This is a genomic window from Belnapia sp., from assembly GCF_059504005.1.
On sequence record NZ_JCACHU010000135.1, the window covers coordinates 36,655 to 55,549 of the forward strand.

The 18,895-nt window shown below is 71.8% G+C and carries 13 protein-coding genes; 9 read left to right on the forward strand and 4 right to left on the reverse strand.

Annotated elements, in window-relative coordinates; translation table 11 throughout:
* The first annotated feature begins 364 nt into the window (after positions 1-364).
* The 3 genes from AC5JJ1_RS18425 to AC5JJ1_RS18435 are packed head-to-tail and all read left to right on the forward strand — an operon-like array spanning position 365 to position 6,604.
* Positions 365-1,606, forward strand: a complete 1,242-nt coding sequence (locus tag AC5JJ1_RS18425; protein ID WP_495786569.1) for a class I SAM-dependent methyltransferase — start codon at positions 365-367, stop codon at positions 1,604-1,606.
* A 1-nt stretch (position 1,607) separates the two neighbouring features.
* Complete coding sequence (locus AC5JJ1_RS18430; protein WP_495786570.1) at positions 1,608-5,558, forward strand: glycosyltransferase; 3,951 nt, start codon at positions 1,608-1,610, stop codon at positions 5,556-5,558.
* Positions 5,559-5,560: 2 nt separating this feature from the next.
* Positions 5,561-6,604 (forward strand): class I SAM-dependent methyltransferase, encoded by a 1,044-nt coding sequence (locus AC5JJ1_RS18435; RefSeq protein WP_495786571.1) that lies wholly within the window; start codon positions 5,561-5,563, stop codon positions 6,602-6,604.
* 125 nt (positions 6,605-6,729) lie between these two features.
* Here the strand turns inward: AC5JJ1_RS18435 and AC5JJ1_RS18440 are convergent, their stop codons facing one another.
* The 4 genes from AC5JJ1_RS18440 to crtD form a co-directional block, all read right to left on the reverse strand.
* Complete coding sequence (locus AC5JJ1_RS18440; protein ID WP_495786572.1) at positions 6,730-7,545, reverse strand: class I SAM-dependent methyltransferase; 816 nt, start codon at positions 7,543-7,545, stop codon at positions 6,730-6,732.
* A complete protein-coding gene (locus AC5JJ1_RS18445; protein WP_495786573.1) occupies positions 7,538-8,704 on the reverse strand; it encodes an FkbM family methyltransferase in 1,167 nt (388 codons plus the stop codon). Before AC5JJ1_RS18445 ends, AC5JJ1_RS18440 begins: the two co-directional genes overlap by 8 nt.
* Positions 8,705-9,366: 662 nt before the next feature.
* Positions 9,367-10,233: a carotenoid 1,2-hydratase gene (locus AC5JJ1_RS18450; RefSeq protein WP_495786621.1), complete on the reverse strand. Its 867-nt coding sequence runs from the start codon at positions 10,231-10,233 to the stop codon at positions 9,367-9,369.
* Positions 10,230-11,783 (reverse strand): 1-hydroxycarotenoid 3,4-desaturase CrtD, encoded by a 1,554-nt coding sequence (gene crtD / locus AC5JJ1_RS18455; RefSeq protein WP_495786574.1) that lies wholly within the window; start codon positions 11,781-11,783, stop codon positions 10,230-10,232. Before crtD ends, AC5JJ1_RS18450 begins: the two co-directional genes overlap by 4 nt.
* A 68-nt stretch (positions 11,784-11,851) precedes the next feature.
* Here crtD and AC5JJ1_RS18460 point away from each other — a divergent pair, with 68 nt between their 5' ends.
* The 6 genes from AC5JJ1_RS18460 (at position 11,852) to bchZ (ending at position 18,859) form a co-directional block, all read left to right on the forward strand.
* Positions 11,852-12,721: a polyprenyl synthetase family protein gene (locus tag AC5JJ1_RS18460; protein WP_495786575.1), complete on the forward strand. Its 870-nt coding sequence runs from the start codon at positions 11,852-11,854 to the stop codon at positions 12,719-12,721.
* 86 nt (positions 12,722-12,807) lie between these two features.
* Positions 12,808-13,923 carry a methyltransferase gene (locus AC5JJ1_RS18465; protein WP_495786576.1) on the forward strand — a complete coding sequence of 372 codons (1,116 nt, stop codon included), beginning with the start codon at positions 12,808-12,810 and terminating at the stop codon, positions 13,921-13,923.
* Positions 13,924-13,976: 53 nt separating this feature from the next.
* Complete coding sequence (bchC, locus tag AC5JJ1_RS18470) at positions 13,977-14,912, forward strand: chlorophyll synthesis pathway protein BchC (RefSeq protein ID WP_495786577.1); 936 nt, start codon at positions 13,977-13,979, stop codon at positions 14,910-14,912.
* Complete coding sequence (locus AC5JJ1_RS18475; RefSeq protein WP_495786578.1) at positions 14,909-15,928, forward strand: chlorophyllide a reductase iron protein subunit X; 1,020 nt, start codon at positions 14,909-14,911, stop codon at positions 15,926-15,928. Before bchC ends, AC5JJ1_RS18475 begins: the two co-directional genes overlap by 4 nt.
* A 2-nt stretch (positions 15,929-15,930) precedes the next feature.
* Positions 15,931-17,412: a chlorophyllide a reductase subunit Y gene (bchY, locus tag AC5JJ1_RS18480; protein WP_495786579.1), complete on the forward strand. Its 1,482-nt coding sequence runs from the start codon at positions 15,931-15,933 to the stop codon at positions 17,410-17,412.
* Between the two features lie 4 nt (positions 17,413-17,416).
* The gene (gene bchZ, locus AC5JJ1_RS18485; RefSeq protein WP_495786580.1) at positions 17,417-18,859 is read left to right on the forward strand and encodes a chlorophyllide a reductase subunit Z; all 1,443 of its coding nucleotides are present in this window, start codon (positions 17,417-17,419) and stop codon (positions 18,857-18,859) included.
* Positions 18,860-18,895: the final 36 nt, after the last annotated feature.

The following is an 18,895-nucleotide window of genomic DNA, read 5'->3' on the forward strand; positions in this document are numbered from 1 at the left end:
CTGCTGGTCCTCGGCCTCGCGGTCTGGGAGCTGATCCGGCTGCGGCGGGACAAGCGGAAGGACTAGGTACTGCGGTCTGCAACTTTCCTCGGCCTGGGCCCATCGACCGGCGCCCAGCCGCCAAGGCAAAGCACGTTGCGCAGCGGGTCGTATCCATTCCAGGGAAATAATATTGGGTGCGGGGCGACATCGACTTCGGCCGCACCGGCGAGGGTCTGTATGCCGCGACCGTCTGCCCCGAGCGTTCGCAACCCCGAGGCTTGCGGTTGGGCCCTCAAGGTGTGAATAGACGGCCTCAAAATCGGCCCGGTGGTGATCGAGCCTCATCCTGACAAGCCGCAGCGTGCCATCGAAGGAGTTATTTGTGACCGATAAGCGCTACACGCCGATCGAGCAGTGCCGCATCGGTGGGGGAACGACCTTGATCCCCGTCCTCGACCTCGGCCACCAGGCGCTAACGGGGGTCTTCCCGAAGAGCGCCGCCGAACCGGTCACGACGGGCCCCCTGCGCCTCGTCTGGTGCCCCAAATCGGGACTGCTGCAGCTCGACTGCTCCTACGACCTCGGCGAGATGTATGGGGAGAACTACGGCTACCGCTCCGGCCTCAACCAGAGCATGGTCCAGCATCTGACCCAGAAAATCCGCGAGCTCGAGCGCCTGGCCGAAGTCGCGCCGGGCGACGCCGTTCTCGACATCGGCAGCAACGACGCGACTTCGCTCAAGGCCTACTCCGTGCCCAGCCTGCACCGGACCGGCATGGATCCGACCGGGGTGAAGTTCCGCCAGTACTACCCCGACGACGTGACACTGATCCCCGACTTCTTCTCGGCCCGCGCCTATCTCGCGGCCGGCGGGAAGCCGGCCAAGGTCGTCACCTCCATCGCCATGTTCTACGACCTGGAGGACCCGATCGCCTTCGCCCGCCAGGTCGAGCAGGTACTGGCTCCTGGCGGCGTCTGGCATTTCGAGCAGAGCTACATGCCCTCGATGCTGCGGCTGACGAGCTACGACACCGTCTGCCACGAGCATCTGGAATACTACTCGCTCGGCGCGGTACAGCGGATCCTCGCCGCGGCCGGGATGCGCGCGATCGACGTGAAGATGAACGCGGTGAACGGTGGCAGCTTCGCGGTCAGCGCTGTCCGCGCCAATGAGCCGCGGCGGGGCTCCGAGGCGGTGATCGGCTGGCTGCTGGAGCAGGAGGACCGCATGGGCCTCGACACGCCGCGGCCCTACCGCGATTTCGAGGAACGGGTGTACCGCCATCGCGCAGACCTGACGCGGCTGCTGAAGACCCTCGCGGCCGACGGTAAGAAGGTGTTCGGCTACGGCGCCTCGACCAAGGGCAATGTCGTGCTCCAGTTCTGCGGCATCACCACGGCCGAGGTCCAGGTCATCGCCGAGGTCAACCCGGATAAATTCGGCGCCTACACGCCGGGCACGAACATCCCCATCGTGTCCGAGGCCGAAGCCCGGGCGATGAAGCCCGACTACTTCCTCGTGCTGCCCTGGCATTTTAAGGAGGGCATCATCCGCCGCGAGGCCGAGTTCCTGGCCGGCGGCGGGCGCATGATCTTTCCGTTCCCCGAGATCGAGATCGTCTGAGTTGGACAGGGCGATGCTTGCGGAGGCGACGGACCCGACCCGGATCTACTACTGGGTCCACCACACGGCCTTGTACCCTGGCAATACCGGCGTGCAGCGCGTGGTCCGCGCCCTCGGGGCCGCGCTGGCCGACCGGGCCGATGTCGAACTCATTCCCGTCCGCTGGTGTCCCGTCCAGGAAGCGATCATCGGGGCCGAGGCCGGGGCGGTGGAAACCCTCGCGCGCTTCGACGGCCCGCGCCTTGCCGCGCCCGCCTGTGCCGGGCAGCCCTTGCACCTCGCGGAAGCCGGCCGCCTGGCCGGGGCCTGGCTGCTCCTGCCCGAGGTGCCGCATGTCGACCCGGACGACGCCGCGGTGCCGGCGCCGGCCGCGATCCTCGACTACGCGCGGTATTATGGCCTGCGGCCCGCAGCGGTCTTCTACGACCTGATCCCGCTTCGCGTGCCGGGCTACGAGGCGATGGCGCCCGCCCATGCCACCTATGCCAGCGTGCTGGCCGTCTGCGAGCTGGTCCTGCCGATCTCCCGCACGGCGGGCGAAGACCTGTCCGCCTGGTGGCGGGAGCAGGACCACGACCCGGCCCGCCTGCCGCCGGTTCGCCCGGTGCCCCTGGCGGCGGAGCGGACCGGCATGCCGCGCGAGGCGGCCGGCGCGGCGCCGGCCGGCAGGGCCGGACACCTGCACCTGCTGGCCCTCGGCACCGTCGAGCCGCGAAAGAACCAGCTGGCCGTCATGGCGGCGGTGAACCGGCTGCGGGCACGGCGCCCCGACCTGCGTGTCGAGTTCGACGTCGTCGGCAACCTCCATCCGGCGGTCGCCGAACGGGCAACGCATCTCGCCTCGGCCTCCGCCGGGGCGATCCGTTTGCTGGGCTACCGCTCGGACGAGGAGGTGGCGGCGCTGATGCGCGCCTGCGACGCCACGGTCTTCCTCTCCCTCGCCGAGGGCTACGGCCTGCCGGTGGCGGAGAGCCTCTGGCAGGGCCGCCCCTGCCTCTGCTCGGATTCGGGATCGATCGGGGAGATCGCCGAGGGCGGCGGCTGCCTGACCATCGATCCGGCCGACCCCGACGCGATCGAGGGCGCCATCGAACGGCTCGCCACCGACCCGGCGCTCCGCCATCGCCTCGGCGCCGAGGCCTGCGGGCGCCGCCTGCTCGACTGGGCCGGCTATGGCGATGCCATTCTCGCCGAACTCCGGCAGGCGCCCGCCCTGGCCCGGCTCGTGGTTCTGGAGGGCAGGGCGCAGGGGGCCGGGCCGCTCGTCGAGGCCCTGCGGGCCGCGGGTGCCGCCGTGAGGCGCCTGCACTGGCGGAGCGATTCCGCGGCCTGGCTGCCCGGCGGCGCGGATGGCAGCGAGGCGGTCGTCCGTCCCGGCGACGGGCAGCTCGACCGCCTCTGGGCCATCCTGCCCCTCTCGACGGCGGCCGGGCTGGGCGAGGCGATGCGCGGCGAGACCGAGGCCAGGGCGCTCGGCCTCAAGGTCGCGGTCGCCATCTCGCCGGACCGGCCGATCGGGGCGCTTGAGCTGCGCGCCCTGGCCACCGCCGACCTGCTGCTGTTCCCGACGCCTGCTGGCCGGGACGCCGCGCTGGCCCTCGCGCTGCGGATCCTGCCGCGGACCGCCACCCTGCGCCGGCGCTTCCGGGTTGTGGCGGATGCCAATGCCATGCTCGCGGAGCTCGGCCTGGAGCGCCCGCGGCTCTCGGCCGCCGCCGCTCTCCGGCGGCCCAGGCGCGTCTACTACTGGGCAGGGCTGACGGCGACCCAGCCCTTCAACACCGGCGTGCAACGGGTGACCCGCGCGCTCGGCGCCGCCCTGCAGAGGATCGGGGTGGATCTGGTCCCGGTGAAATGGCAGCCGGCAACGGGCCGGCTCGGCTCCCTGAGCATGCAGGAGGCCAAAGCGCTCGCCGCCTGGGGCGGCCCGACGCCGTGCAAGCCAACCCCTCTCCCGGCCGATCTCCGCGGCGAATGGCTGCTGCTGCCCGAGATCGTGGTGCCGACCGTGCCCCCCGGATCGAACCCGGCCCGGCTCGGCCGGCAGCTCGGCATGCGGGTCGCGTCGATCTTCTACGACGCCATCCCGGTGAAGCTGCAGAAGGGCTTCCCTGCGGTGGCGCTCGAGGCGTTCAACCTCTATGCGGCGCTCTTCGGCGAGGTGGATGTCGCCCTGCCGATCTCCTGGAGCGTCGCCGGCGACCTGCGGCGCTACCTGGCGGAGCGCGGCCTGGCCGTACCGGCCCTAGTGCCCTGCCCGCTGGCGGGCGCCCTGCCGGGCACGACGCGGCAGCGCGAGCCGCAGCCCGGCCCGGCACCGGGCGAGCCCCTGCGCCTGCTGGCCATCGGAACATGGGAGCCGCGGAAGAACTATCCGCGCGTCCTCCGCGCCCTGATGGAGGCGCGGCGCCTCAGCCCCGACCGGCCGATCGAGCTCGCCGTGGTCGGCCGCCGGGCCGGCTATGAGGCGCTCGATGCGGAGATCGAGCGCCTCGCCGCCGAGGCCGGCGCGGTGACGCTGCACCAGCACCTTTCGGATGAGGATGTGCTGGCCCTCTATCGGCGCAGCCATGCCACGATCTTCGCCTCCTGGGAGGAGGGTTTCGGCCTTCCCGTGCTGGAGAGCCTCTGGCGCGGCCTGCCATGCCTCTGCCACGAAGGCTCGTCGCTCGCCGAGGTGGCGCCGGGTGGCGGCGCCCTTGCCCTGAACATGCTCGACGAGGCCGCGATCGCCCGCGGCATCGCCCGCCTCGCCTCGGAGGAGGGGCTGCTGCGCCGGCTTGGGGCGGAGGCCGTGTCCCGCCCCATCCGCGACTGGGACGAGTATGCGGAGGATGTGATGATGGCCCTGGCGCGGGCGGGCACAGCCCCGAGCTGGCCGCTTCCCGCCGTACTGGCGCAGCCGGCCCGCCAGCGCCCGCTGCTGAGCTGCGCCATCACCACCTACAACCGCGCAAACTGGCTTCGTCACAGCCTGCCGCGCCTGCTCGACGCCGTGCGGCCCTACGGCGCGGAGGTGGAGGTGGTCGTCTGCGACAACGCCTCGACCGATGCGACGCCGGACGTGGTGGCGCGCCATGCCGGCGCGCCCGGCCTGACCTTGCGGCGGAATCCGGCCAATGTCGGGATGCTCGGCAATCTGGGCGCGACCGCGCGGGCGTCCAACGGCCGCTTCGTTTGGCTGATCGGCGACGACGACCTGGTCGTCGACGGGGCGATCGGGACGGTGCTGGAGGGCCTGCGGGCCCATCCGGATGTCGAGATGGCTTACCTGAACTACGCCTACACCAACTTCTCCGCCCCGGAGGAGATCTCCGACGCCGCCTCGGTCATCCGCCATGCCAAGCCGATCGGCCATGGCGGGCCGAACCGCTATGTCCGCCAGTTGCGGGAGGTCGCGGCGTATAACGAGAACCTCTTCACGGCGATCTATGCCTGCGCCTTCCGCCGTGACCATGCGCTGCGGGCCTATGGGCAGGACATCGCGGGGCCGCCCTTCTCGTCCCTCCTCACCTGCGTCCCCTCCTCGGTCTACGCGCTGACGGCGCTGGCGGACCGGCCCGCCTGGTGGGTGGGTCAGCCGGCCGTGGTGGTCAACATGAACGTCTCCTGGCTTCGCTGGGCCCTGATCTGGCATCTCGAGCGCATGCCCGATCTCTTCGATGCCGCCGAACTCGCTGGGGTGGACCCGGTGCGCGTGGACCGGCACCGCACCAAGCATGCCTGGAATGCCGGGGAATGGACGCGCATGGCGCTGATGGAGGCGGAGCCCGCGATCCGCGAAGGGACCTCGATCGCCCGCTTGATCGAGCGCTGCAAGCACCTGCCGGCCTTCGGGAGCGAGTTGGCGAAGGTCCACGCCGCCTATGCCGAGGCCTGGCAGGCTGGTCGGATCGTCGCCGATGAGGATGCGCCCGAGGCGCTGTTCGAACGCTACGGAATCCAGCCCTGATCATGCTGCTCGACCTCGCCCTGCGGGTGCCGCGCCTCCGCCGCCTCCGCGACGCCCGGGATGCCCTGCTTCTGGAGCGCGACGCCCTGCTGCGCGAGCGTGAGGCCGCCACCGGCCGGACGTCCGAGTCCGAAGCGGAGCTTGCGCTCTGGCGGAACCGTGCCGTCAGCCGCTTCTTCCACTACACGGCCGTCTTCGACCCGGAGGAGGTCATGCGGCGCCATGCGGTACCTGGTCTTCTGTCGCGGCCGGGCTACCTCACCAACTTTCTCGGCGTCGTCATCGACCCGAAATTCTTCCCGACCATCCTCGACGACCGGGCCGGCACGGTGGAGGGCATCCCGATTCCGGCGAACTGGCATGCGGACATTGCCGAATGGGGCGCCGCGCTGCGCGCCGTCGACCTCGCGCGGGACAGCTTCACGGTCATCGAGCTCGGTTGCGGCTGGGGGTGCTGGCTCAACAATACGGGGGTCGCCGCCCGGCGCGCCGGGTTGCGCGTCCACCTGATCGGCGTCGAGGGGGATCGCGGGCATATCGGCTTCGCCGAGGAAGCGACCGCCGCCAACGGCTTCGCCGCCGAGGAGCGCAGCCTGCATCACGGCATCGCCGCCGCGACCTCGGGCACCGCGCTGTTCCCGCGCCAGCATCAGGCCGGGATGCATTGGGGGCTCGAGCCGATCTTCGGCGCGACCGAAGCGCAGCGCGAGGCAGCGCTGCTCTCGGGCGATTACGAGGCCCTGCCGATGGTGTCCCTCGCGGAGGTCGCGGCCCCGCATGCCCGGATCGACCTGCTGCACGTCGACATCCAGGGCGGCGAGGCCGACCTCGTCGAGGCCAGCATGGCGCTGCTGCGGGAGAAGGTCGCCTATCTGTTGATCGGCACCCATTCCCGGCCGATCGAGGGCCGCCTTTTCCAGGCCTTGCGCGATGCCGGGTGGCACCTGGAGATCGAGCGGCCTGCCTTCCCGAACCCGAACGACCTCTCCGGATCCGTAGCGGTTGACGGCGTCCAGGGATGGCGGAACCCGGCACTGCTTCCGTAAGCTCGACGAGGCGAGGGCAGTTGCCGGGAGCGGCAGAACCGACACGATTCAGCGGGTCCATGTCGCCGGCGCGACCCGGTATCGAGCCGGAAGGCCTTCCGAAGGCAGGACAGGCGGCGCCCGCGTCAACCCTGCGTCGCGGCAGCCAGGCCGGGCGCCGCATCCCGCCTCGGCTGGCGGCATCGTCCGGCGAGGATCGTGTTGCCGAAAGGCGAGTAGGGGCATGTCGACAAGGTGGCGTTGAAGCCGAGCGCCGCCAGCGTGCGGAGGAGGTAGCTCGGGCGGAAGGAGAGCGCCAAGGCGCCACCGCGCCGCATGCCCTCCATCGCCTCCGGCGCCGTGTCGAGGCCCCAGGGCGAAGGCCGGTCCTCCGTCAATGCCTCACCGACGAGGAGAAGGCGGCCGCCCGGGGCCAGCAACGCATCCCGCGCATGGGCGAGCAGCGCCCGGTGATCCGGGCGCAGGCGAAGGCCGCCATGGCTGAGCACGAAATCGAACCGGCCGTCCACCCCGGCGAGCGGGCCGTCGATGACCCGCACCGCGAGGCCGCCTTCCCTTGCCTGGTGACGCAACGCCTCCGCCTCGGTCGGATCCTCCGCCTGCAGCGTGGTCGCACATCCCAGCCTCGCCATGAGGAAGGACAAGGCGCCCTGGCTCGCTCCCATTTCCAGGATCCGATGTCCGCGGCGCGCCTGGCTGAGGCCCAGGGCGAAACTCAACCCGGCGAGAATGGTGGCGGCCTGCCGTGCGTCGCCGGATGCGTAGGGCCAGGGCTTGGCTGCCATCTGGCGCGCGAGCGCGGCGTTCAACGGGGGTGCCGAAGGTGGCACCGCACGGCCGGACCACGCACGGTACTGATCGAGCACCGCGCGGATCGCGGCATCCCCCGGCTCGAACGGCGCCTCCGGCGGGGCGGCTTCCGGCACCGGGCGCTCAGCCATTCCGGCCCGCCAGCCGATGCACCGTCCGGCCGACGAGGCGTATGGGGTAGCTGACCCGCCAGGAGGTCGATCGCCGCATGGCTGCGAGCTGCGCCTCGAGGATTGATACCTCGTCGCGGCGACCGGGCGGGGCTGCCACGGCCGTCGCGGTCTCGAACTGCGCCAGGCGTGCCTCGGCGGCCTCCTCGCGGCGCAGGGCAGCGGCTTCGGCTTCGCGGGCGCGTTGCAGCTCCGCCTCGAGCACCTCCTGCACGTCGGACGGGCGGGCCTGGGTGGCCTCCTCGCGCAGCCTCGCCAGTTCCCCCTGCAAGCCTGCAACCTCCCCCTGCAAGGCCGCAACCTCCTCACGGAGCCTCGCCGACTCCCCCTGCAAGGCCGCAACCTCCTCGCGCAGCCCGGCTGCGAGGAAGGCCTCGTGGCGTGCCTCCTCGGCATCCGCTCCCAGGGCATCGGCGCGCGCTTCCGCCGAAGCCAGCTCCGCCGCGAGGGCTTCCGCGCGGCGCATGGCCTCCCGCTCACGCACGTGCCGCCACCCGTCCAGCACATTGGCGGGCGCGACCAGCCGCGGCAGAAGACGCTCGGCATCCTCCTCCCGCACATAGAAGCGGTTCAGGCCATCGAACAGCGCGAAACGGTAGCGATGTGCAAGAAGGGAGGGCTCCCAGGCCTCATGCGTCGGGCGCCCGCCGTCGTCGACCGCCTCCACGAGCACGACCCGTGGCCGGTGCCGGTCCCAATCGCCGGAGCCGAGCACCTCCGCCTCCCATCCCTCGACATCCACCTTGAGGAAGGCGATCTCGCCATCCTCGGGGCCGTAGCAGTCGATGATGTCCGGCAAGGTGAAGACGGGAACCTGCGTCCCCTCCGCCTGGCCGGCACGGATGCGGGCGAGGTCGGGGTCCAGCGTGCCATGGCCGCGGATGCCCGTTGCCTGGAAGGTCGCGCGGCCACGGGTTCGCCCTATGGCTGCCTGGACATTCGCGTCGCGCGGACGCGCCTCGGCCAGCGCGCCATGCAGCGCCTCATCCGGCTCCACATTGATGCCGCGCCAGCCCTGCTCGTAGAAATGCAGCGTGACGCTGTCTTCGGTCGGATGGCAGGCGCCGACATCCACGTAGAAACCCGGACCCACCAGATCCCGGAACGCACGGTGAAGCACCACGTCCTCACCATTCTGGGCATGGGATATGAAGAGGTCGACCGACAAGCCGGGCACTCCCGATGCATGATGGAAACCGCATGCCTGGGGCCGGCACGACAGGAGCGTGGTAGCCAAGTAGCAGGGGGCAGCGCAAGGTGGCGCTTGAGATCAGGTCCCTTCTTGGGGACGCGGCGCAGGCCGGGATCGGGTGCCCGGGCCGTGCCGGAGAGACACTGCACAGGACGGCGGAGTTCCAGGGCAGCGGCCGCCCGCTTCCCCGACTTGCCATCGTCAGGGAAAGGTCCTGAGCCTCAGTCCCGCGCCGCCGGAGGTGAGCGAGGCAGGCTCGAGCGGGTCCCCGGAGTGGCATCGGTCCTCGGCCCCCACCGCAGCCACGGGTCCAGCGCCTTGCCCCGCACACCGCAGCCCAATGAGCGGGGACCATGGTAATGCCGGCCGTTGGGCCCTCCTTGTGCCGCTCCTATCACTACCTGGGCGGAAACGACCTGATTTTCGTGCGATTTCAATGTGATACGAAATTTTGCCTGTGGCCAATAACTGTCTGAAAATGCTCTGGAATTTTTGTTTCTGCCCAGATGGTGCTATGGCCCATCATGGAATGGCAGGCGTCTTCTTCGCGGCGCGTCGTCACGCGCCGGCGCGGCGGCGCCAAGCCCGCCTCACCGCCACCGCCGCGGAATCTTGAACGGCAGCATCATCTGGATCGGCAGCGCCGCGAAGCGGTCGAGCGACAGGCTTTCATGCACCGCCGTCGCCGGCTCGCCGCACAGATGCGTCTCCACCACGGAGCGCGCATAGAAGGGCGCATCCTCCAGCACCTGCACGACGCGCGGCTGATGCCCCGCATCCACCCTCGTCGGCCGGCGGATGCCCCAGCGCGTCCGCGGCAGCAGGGCAGGGGAGGGCACCGCCATCTCGCTCACCTGCGCCCCCGCATCGACGCGGAGCGCGAGCGACTGCCGCGTCCCGTCCCGCCGCTGCGCGTTGTAAAGGATCGCCGCCCCCTCCTGCAGCGGCGCCCGGCACCAGTCCCATTCGACGAAGTCCCGCTCCAGCGGTGCATCCCCGTCATTGGTGTCGAAATAGGCCGCCCCCGACCAGCTCAGGCTCGGCTTCTCGAACGCGACCTCCGCCCGCCCCACCGCCGCGATCGGCTGCCAGCGATGCCGCCCCGCCGCATCGAGCAGGAAGCGCCGCGGATTGATCCCCGCCGGCCGGATGCGCACCACGCCGCGCAGCCGCGAGGGGATCGGCGCCGTCACCTCCTCGACGCGGATGGTCAGCACCTCGCCATCCCACTCCAGCGCGCTCGGCCCGAGCTGCAGCGTCGTCGCGCTGCGCCGCACCGATTGGCGCCCGCGCTCCGTCATCGCCCAGCGCCGCGGCGCGCCGTAGAGCGCCACGTTCAGCCCCGAATGATGCAGCGGATCCGCGGCACCCTGCCTGCGCGCCATGGCGTAGTAGGGCGAGAAGACGCTGCCGAGGAAGGCGATGATGGTCAGCCCGTGCCGCCCGTCATCGCTCAGCGCGTCGACATACCACCAGGCATAGCCGTCCGGCGCGACCGCGCGGTCGAATCCAGGTGCCCAAGCAGCTGCGCCGCCGCCAGCCGCCCCGACATCGCCGCCATCGGCACGCCCGGCCCTGGATGCACGCTCCCCCCCGCCAGGAAGAGGCCCGGCAGCTTGGTCGCCGCCCCCGGCCGGCCGAAGCTGCTCGCCCAGCCATGCAGCGCCCGGCCGTAGAGCGCCCCGCCCGTCGCCGGGAAGAGCCGCTCGAAGCCCAGCGGCGTGGTCAAGGTCGTCGCCTCTGGCCGCCGGTCCACCCGCAGCCCGCAGCGCCGGAGCAGGTCGAAGCTGTTCGTCTCGCATGATGCGGTCTCCTCGGCGGTGAAGGCGCGCCGGTCGCCGAGCGCCGGCGCATTGGTCAGCACGAGCAGCCGCTCCGGCCCGTCCGGCCCGGCCCCCCGGTCGTCGCGGTCCTGCGCGCAGACATAAACGGTGGGCGCCGAGGGCAGCCGCCCGCGCTCGAAGATGTCGCGGAACTCGGCCTCGTAGTCCTGCGAGAAGAACACCGTGTGGCGCGACAGCGGGAAGCCTGAGGTCCTCGCCTCCAGGCACCAGGTCATCGCCGAGAGGCTCCGCTCCGCTGCCGGCTTCGGCACCGCGCCCTGCGCGGCCGCGCCCAGCAGCCCGCCGGCGAGCGCCCCGAGATCGGCATTGGCGACGACGGCATCCGCCGCGATCCGCTCGCCGCCCTTCAGCACGACGCCCGACACCCGCCCGCCCTGCGCCTCGATCTCCTGCACCTCGGCGCCGTAGCGGAGCCTGGCCCCCTTGGCCTGCGCCAGCCCCCCCAGCGCCACCGCCAGCCGGTGCATCCCGCCCTCGACCAGCCACACCCCCGCCTGCTCGACATGCGCGACGAGCATCAGCGTGGCCGGCGCCTGGAAGGGCGAGGAGCCGCAATAGGTCGCATAGCGCCCGAAGAGCTGCCGCAGCCGCGGATCGCGGAAATGCTTGCCCAGCTCCTTCCACAGCGTGGCGAAGGGCGAGACGCCCCACATGTCGGAAAGCCCGCGCAACCCCGCCCCTGCCGCCAGCGACAGCGGCGTCGGCCGCGCCGCCCGGATGAAGGGCCCCTCCAGGGTCCGGTAGATCTTGCGCGCCCGCTCGCAGAATTCCCGGTAGCCGCGCGCCTCCGCCGCCCCGGCGAAGCGCCCGATCGCCTCCGCCGACTCGCCGATATCGGCGAAGAGGTCGAGGCTCTCCGCCTCGCTCCAGGCATGCCGCGCCAGCACCGAGACCGGCTGCAGGGCCACATGCTCCTCGAGCGACGCCCCCGCCTCGGCGAAGAGCTCCTCGAAGACCCAGCGCATGGTGAAGACCGTGGGCCCGCCGTCCATGCGCGAGGCGCCCGCGGCGACCTCCCGCATCTTCCCGCCCGGCGCAGCCGCCCGCTCGAGCACGGTCACATCAAGCCCGCGCGCCGCCAGCGAGACGGCCGCCGCCAGCCCGGCGATCCCGGCCCCGATCACCACCACGCGCGCTGCCGCAGGATTAGTCGTTGACGTCATCGTCCATAAGAGATGACACTTCCGACTGACAATCAAGCTTGACACTTATGTCAGCAGGGGAGGCCGCCATGGACGCCGTCACTCGGATCGAACGGGCCCTCAACGTCGCCGTCGCCCTGGCCGAAGGCCCCGGCCACCCGCCGCGCCTGGCCGAGGCCATGCGCTACGCCGTCTTCCCCCGCGGCGCCCGCCTCCGCCCGCGCCTCTGCCTCGCCGTCGCCGGTGCCCTCGGCGACGACCAGCCCGGCCTCGCCGAGAGCGCAGGCGCCGCCATCGAACTCCTGCACTGCGCCTCCCTCGTCCATGACGACCTGCCCTGCTTCGACGACGCCGCCACCCGCCGCGGCAAGCCCAGCCTGCACCGCGCCTTCGGCGAGCCGTTGGCCGTCCTCGCCGGCGACGCCCTCATCGTCCTCGCCTTCCAGCTCATGGCCCGCGCCTCCGCCGCCGCGCCGCAACGCCTCGGCCCCCTGATGCTGACCATCGGGGATTCTGTCGGCATGCCCACCGGCATCGTCGCCGGCCAGGGCTGGGAAAGCGAGCTCCGTTGCGACCTCGCCGAATACCAGCGGCAGAAGACCGGCTCCCTCTTCGCCGCCGCGACCGCCGCCGGCGCCGCCGCGGCGGGCGCCGAGCCCGATGCCTGGCGCCTCCTCGGCGACCGCCTCGGCGAGGCCTACCAGGTTGCCGACGACATCCGCGACGCCGTCTCCGACGAGGCCGAGCTCGGCAAGCCCATCGGCCAGGACGCTGCCCATGCCCGGCCGAGCGCCGTGTTGCAGCTCGGCCTCCCCGGCGCCATCGCCCGCCTCGAGTCCCTCGCCGCCGATGCGGCCGCCGCCATCCCGCCCTGCGCGGGCGCCGAGGCGCTGCGCGCCGTCATCCTGCTGGAGACGCAACGCCTGCTGCCGCGGAGCCTCGCGGTGCAGGCTGCGTGAAGCGGTCCGACGGCTGGGCCGGGAGGGGCGCCGCCCCTCTCGGGCTCTCCCCACCAAAGGCCGAAAGGCCTTTGGAAACCTCGAGTTTGCTCGATAAGGCGCGCGACGCTTACGACCGCATTCTCGCCAGCCCGCGCTTCCGCAGCCTGGCGACGCGGTTTCCGCTGACGCGGCCGGTCGCCCGCCGCCGCGTGCGGGCGCTCTTCGACCTCTGCGCCGGCTTCGTCTACTCGCAGGTTCTGCTCGCCTGCGTCCGCCTCCGCCTGTTCGAGATCCTCCATGCCGGGCCGGAGGAGGAATCCCGCCTCGCCGCGCGCCTCGGCCTGCCGCCCGAATCCGCCGCCCGTCTCTTCGCCGCCGCCGCCTCGCTCGGCCTGCTGGCGCGGCGCAGCGGCGGCCGCTGGGGCCTCGGCCCACTCGGCGCCGCCATGGTCGACAACCCCGGCGTCACGGCGATGGTCGAGCACCACGCCCTCGTCTATGGCGACCTCGCCGACCCGGTCGCCCTGCTGCGCCGCCCGCGCGGCGGGAACGACCTCTCCGGCTACTGGCCCTATGCCGAGACGGAGGACCCGACGACCCTCCGCCCCGACCAGGTCGCCGCCTACACGGACCTGATGGCCGCCTCCCAACCCATCATCGCGGAGGAGGTGCTGGCGGCCTATCCGCTCCGCCGCCACCGCTGCCTGCTGGATGTGGGGGGAGGCGACGGTTCCTTCCTCCGCGCCGCCGGCACGCTCCATCCGCATCTCCGGCTGATGCTCTTCGACCTCCCCGCCGTCGCCGAGCGCGCCCGTCCGCGCTTCGACGCCGCCGGCATGGCCAACCGCATGAGCCTCCATGGCGGCGACGTCACCGCCGACCCGCTGCCGCAAGGCGCCGACATCGTCAGCCTCGTCCGCGTCATCCACGACCATGACGACGACCGGGCGCTCGCCATCCTCCGCGCCGCCCGCGCTGCGCTGCCGCGCGGCGGCACGCTGCTGCTCGCCGAGCCGATGGCCGCCACCCCCGGCGCCGAGCCGATCGGCGAGGCCTATTTCGGCTTCTACCTCCTCGCCATGGGCACCGGCCGCGCCCGTAGCCCGGCCGAGCTCGCCGGCCTGCTCCAGCAAGCCGGCTTCACGGCGCCCCGCCTGCGCCCGACCAGCACCCCGCTGCTGGTTCGGGTCATGACAGCCGAGGCTGTCGTTAATCCTTGACACCCGTTAGTGTCAGTCTAAGCTGACACGAACCAGAAGAGGGAGGGCTGACGATGGATACGATGGCAGTCTTCCTGCAGGAGCCGGAGCAGCTGATGCTCCGCCGCCTCGACCTCACCCCGCCCGGCGCCGAGGATGTCGTCGTCGACGTCGAGTGGAGCGGCATCAGCACCGGCACGGAGCGCCTGCTCTGGAGCGGCCGGATGCCAAGCTTCCCCGGCATGGGCTACCCCCTGGTCCCCGGCTACGAGTCGGTCGGCCGCATCGCCCAGGCCGGCCCGCTCTCCGGCCGCACGCCCGGCCAGCGCGTCTTCGTCCCGGGCGCCCGCTGCTTCGGCCCGGTGCGCGGCCTCTTCGGCGGCGCCGCCCGCCGCCTGGTCGTCGCCGGCGAGAAGACCGTCCCCGTCGCCGATGAGCTGCGCGAGTCCGCCGTGCTGCTGGCCCTCGCCGCCACCGCGCACCACGCGACCGCCGGCGCCGCCCGGCCGGAACTCATCATCGGCCACGGCGTCCTCGGCCGCCTGCTGGCCCGCCTGGCGCTCGCCGCCGGTGCCGCGCCGCCCACCGTCTGGGAGAGCAACCCCGCCCGCCGCTCCGGCGCTGAGGGCTACCCCGTGCTCGACCCGGCCGAGGACCCGAAGCGCGACTACCGCAGCATCGTCGATGTCAGCGGCGACAGCGCCCTGCTCGACACGCTGATCTCCCGCCTCGGGCCGGGCGGCGAGATCGTGCTGGCCGGCTTCTACGCCGCCCCGCTCTCCTTCGCCTTCCCGCCCGCCTTCATGCGCGAGGCGCGGATCCGCATCGCCGCCGAGTGGCGCGCCCCGGACCTCGCCGCCGTCACGGCACTGATCGCGTCCGGCCGCCTCTCCCTCGACGGCCTGATCACCCACCGGGAGGCTGCGCCACAGGCCGCCTCCGCCTACCGCACCGCCTTTACCGATGCGTCCTGCCTGAAGATGGTCCTGGATTGGAGCGAGTGTTCATGAACGCATCCGTCGGCAAGCCCAACTCGGCCCAACCGCAGGCGAGCATGCAGGACGCGCTCCGCGCCGAGGCTGCGCAGGAGCCGGACGCACCGCACACCGGCCCGGTGAAGCGCGAGACCCAGGTCATCGCCATCTATGGCAAAGGCGGCATCGGCAAGTCCTTCACCCTGGCAAACCTCTCATACATGATGGCGCAGCAGGGCAAGCGTGTGCTGCTCATCGGCTGCGACCCGAAATCCGACACCACCAGCCTGCTCTTCGGCGGCCGCGCCTGCCCCACCATCATCGAGACCTCGTCGAAGAAGAAGCTGGCCGGCGAGGCCGTGCAGATCGGCGATGTCTGCTTCAAGCGCGACGGCGTCTACGCCATGGAGCTCGGCGGGCCCGAGGTCGGCCGCGGCTGCGGCGGGCGCGGCATCATCCACGGCTTCGAGCTGCTGGAGAAGCTCGGCTTCCACCAGTGGGACTTCGACTACGTCCTGCTCGATTTCCTCGGCGACGTGGTCTGCGGCGGCTTCGGCCTGCCGATCGCCCGCGACATGTGCCAGAAGGTGATCGTCGTCGGCTCCAACGACCTGCAAAGCCTTTACGTCGCCAACAATGTCTGCTCGGCGGTCGACTACTTCCGGCGCCTCGGCGGCAATGTCGGCGTCGCCGGCTTGGTCATCAACAAGGATGACGGCACCGGCGAGGCCCAGGCCTTCGCCGAGGCCGTCGGCATCCCCGTCCTCTCGGCCATTCCCGCCGATGACGACATCCGCCGCAAGTCCGCCAACTACGAGATCGTCGGCATGCCCGGCAGCCCCTGGGCCTCCGTCTTCGAGACCCTCGCCGAGCAGGTCGCCACCGCCCCGCCGGTCCGCCCCAACCCGCTCTCGCACGAGAACCTCCTCGGCCTCTTCAAGGGCGATGCGGTCGGCCGCGGCGTGGTGCTGAACCCGGCGACGATGGAGGATATGTGCGGCTCGGCCCTGGTCGAGAAGCCCTCCCTCGAAGTCGTCTACGAGGGCAGCTGAGCATGGCCGAGGGCGCATCCTGCCATGGCGGCCGCGAGACGATGCAGGCGGCCGCCCGTGCCGCCGGCAAGTCGGATGCGCTCGACCGGCTGATGGCTGACTATCCGCGCGGCCCGCACGACCAGCCGCAGAGCATGTGCCCGGCCTTCGGCTCGCTCCGCGTCGGGCTCCGCATGCGCCGCGTGGCGACGATCCTCTCGGGCTCCGCCTGCTGCGTCTACGGCCTGACCTTCACCAGCCATTTCTACGGCGCCCGCCGCAGCGTCGGCTACGTGCCCTTCAACTCCGAGACGCTGGTCACCGGCAAGCTCTTCGAGGACATCCGCGAGGCCGTCCACGCCACGGCGAAGCCCGACGAGCTGGACGCCATCATCGTCATCAACCTCTGCGTCCCGACCGCCTCCGGCGTGCCGCTGGACCTGCTGCCGAAGCAGATCGACGGCGTCCGCGTCATCGGCATCGACGTGCCCGGCTTCGGCGTCCCGACCCATGCCGAGGCGAAGGACGTCCTCGCCGGCGCCATGCTCCGCTACGCCCGCCGTGAGGCCGAGGCCGGCCCCGTCGCCCGCCCCGCCTCCCTGGTCGAGGGCGAGCCGACCGTCGCGCTGATCGGCGAGCTCTTCCCCGCCGACCCGATGGGCGTCGCCGCCCTGCTCGCGCCGATGGGCCTCGCCGTCGCCCCGCAGACGCCGGCCCGCGAATGGCGCGACCTCTATGCCGCGCTCGATTGCGAGGTGGCCGCCGCCACCCATCCCTTCTACACCGCGAGCATCCGCGAATTCGCCGCCGCCGGCCGCCCGGTCGTCGGCTCCGGCCCCGTCGGCGTCGAGGGCACCGAAGCCTGGCTGCAGGGCATCGGCCGCGCCGCCGGCCTGCCGCAGTCCCGCATCGACATCGCCAAGGCAAAGGCGCTGCCTGCGGTCCAGGCCGCCCTCGCCGCCGCGCCGATCACGGCCCGCATCACCGTCTCGGGCTATGAAGGCTCCGAACTGCTCGTCGCCCGCCTGCTGACCGAGGCCGGCGCCGACGTCCCCTATGTCGGCACCGCCTGCCCGCGCACCGAATGGTCCGAGGCCGACCGCGCCTGGCTCGCCGCCCGCGGCACCCATGTCCAGTACCGCGCCAGCCTCGAGCAGGACATCGCCGCGATGACCGAGGTGAAGCCCGACCTCGCCCTCGGCACCACGCCGCTGGTGCAGAAGGCAAAGGAGATGGGCATCCCCGCCCTCTACTTCACCAACATGGTCTCCGCCCGCCCGCTTTTCGGCCCTGCCGGCGCCGGCTCCATGGCCGCGATCGTGGCGGCGCAGACCAAGGGCCGCGAGCGCTTCTCCCGCATGGTCGGGTTCTTCGACGGCGTCGGCACGCCCAACCGCGCCGGCTACGGCTTCCAGGGCAAGCCCGAGGAGCCCGCCGGCTTCCGCGACCGCCAGCGCAAGCTGCGCGCCGCCAAGGCCAAGGCCGACGAAGCGGTGGGGAGCTAGCCCGATGCTCGTCCTCGACCACGATCGCGCCGGCGGCTACTGGGGCGCCGTCTATGCCTTCACCGCGGTGCGCGGCCTGCGCACCGTGATCGATGGCCCGGTCGGCTGCGAGAACCTGCCCGTCACCGCCGTGCTTCACTACACCGACGCCCTGCCGCCGCACGAGCTGCCGGTGGTGGTCACCGGCCTCGACGAGGAAGCCCTCTCCCAGACCGGCACCGAAGGCCCGATGAAGCGCGCCGCCGCCACCGGCGATGCCGACCTCCCCGCCGTCGTCGTCACCGGCAGCATCGCCGAGATGATCGGCGGCGGCGTGACGCCCGAGGGCAGCAACCTCCGCCGCTTCATCCCGCGCACCATCGACGAGGATCAGTGGCAAGCCGCCGACCGCGCCATCAACTGGCTCTGGACGGAATTCGGCGCCAAGAAGGTCCGCGCCCGCAAGCGCGCCGAGGGCAGCCCGCCCCGCGTCAACCTGATCGGCCCGATCTACGGCACCTTCAACATGCCTTCCGACCTCGCCGAGATCCGGCGCCTGGTCGAGGGGATCGGCTGCGAGATCAACCTCGTCTTCCCGCTCGGCAGCCATGTGGACGACATTGCCCGCCTGCCGGATGCGGATGTCAACATCTGCCTCTACCGCGAATTCGGCCGCAAGCTCTGCGAGACGCTGGAGCGGCCCTACCTGATGGCGCCCATCGGCCTCTTCGCCACCACCAATTTCCTCCGCAAGCTCGGCGAGCTGACCGGCCTCGACCCGGAGCCTTTCATCGAGCGCGAGAAGCACACCACGATCAAGCCGATCTGGGACCTCTGGCGCAGCGTCACCCAGGACTTCTTCGCCACCGCCAGCTTCGCCGTGGTGGCGACGGAAACCTATGTGCGCGGCCTCCGCCGCTTCTTCGAGGAGGAGATGGGCGTGCCCTGCGCCTTCTCCTTCGCCCGCCAGCCGGGGCTGAAGACCGACAACGCCGCGGTGCGCGCGGCCGTCCACAAGACGCCGCACCTCGTCCTCTTCGGCTCCTACAATGAGCGGATGTACGCGGCCGAGGCGAAGGCCCGCAGCACCTACATCCCGGCCAGCTTCCCGGGCGCCATCATCCGCCGCGCCATCGGCACGCCCTTCATGGGATATGCCGGCGCGACCTACCTCATCCAGGAATACTGCAACGCGCTGTTCGACGCGCTCTTCCACATCCTCCCACTGGGGACGGACCTGGACCGCGTCGCCGCCACCCCGGCCCGCCCCGCCGAGCGCTGGGAGCCGGAGGCACAGTCCCTGCTCGAGGCGCATCTCGAGACGGAGCCCTTCCTGCTCCGCATCTCGGCCGCCAAGCGCCTCCGCGACCGCGCCGAGCGCGACGCCCGCGAGGCCGCCGAGCCGGTCGTCACCGCATCCCGCATCGCCGCGCTGCTGCGCGACCTTGCCGAGGGCCGCGTCGCATGACCGGCCCCCACCCCTTCGCCGCGCGCCCCTGCCGCG

What these genes read in the sequence shown, in the direction of transcription:
- AC5JJ1_RS18435 (WP_495786571.1), top strand. Translation starts at nt 5,561, where the DNA reads ATGCTGCTCGACCTCGCCCTGCGGGTGCCGCGCCTCCGCCGCCTCCGC.
- AC5JJ1_RS18440 (WP_495786572.1), bottom strand. Translation starts at nt 7,545, where the DNA reads ATGGCTGAGCGCCCGGTGCCGGAAGCCGCCCCGCCGGAGGCGCCGTTC.
- crtD (WP_495786574.1), bottom strand. Translation starts at nt 11,783, where the DNA reads ATGACGTCAACGACTAATCCTGCGGCAGCGCGCGTGGTGGTGATCGGG.
- AC5JJ1_RS18460 (WP_495786575.1), top strand. Translation starts at nt 11,852, where the DNA reads ATGGACGCCGTCACTCGGATCGAACGGGCCCTCAACGTCGCCGTCGCC.
- bchC (WP_495786577.1), top strand. Translation starts at nt 13,977, where the DNA reads ATGGATACGATGGCAGTCTTCCTGCAGGAGCCGGAGCAGCTGATGCTC.
- AC5JJ1_RS18475 (WP_495786578.1), top strand. Translation starts at nt 14,909, where the DNA reads ATGAACGCATCCGTCGGCAAGCCCAACTCGGCCCAACCGCAGGCGAGC.
- bchY (WP_495786579.1), top strand. Translation starts at nt 15,931, where the DNA reads ATGGCCGAGGGCGCATCCTGCCATGGCGGCCGCGAGACGATGCAGGCG.
- bchZ (WP_495786580.1), top strand. Translation starts at nt 17,417, where the DNA reads ATGCTCGTCCTCGACCACGATCGCGCCGGCGGCTACTGGGGCGCCGTC.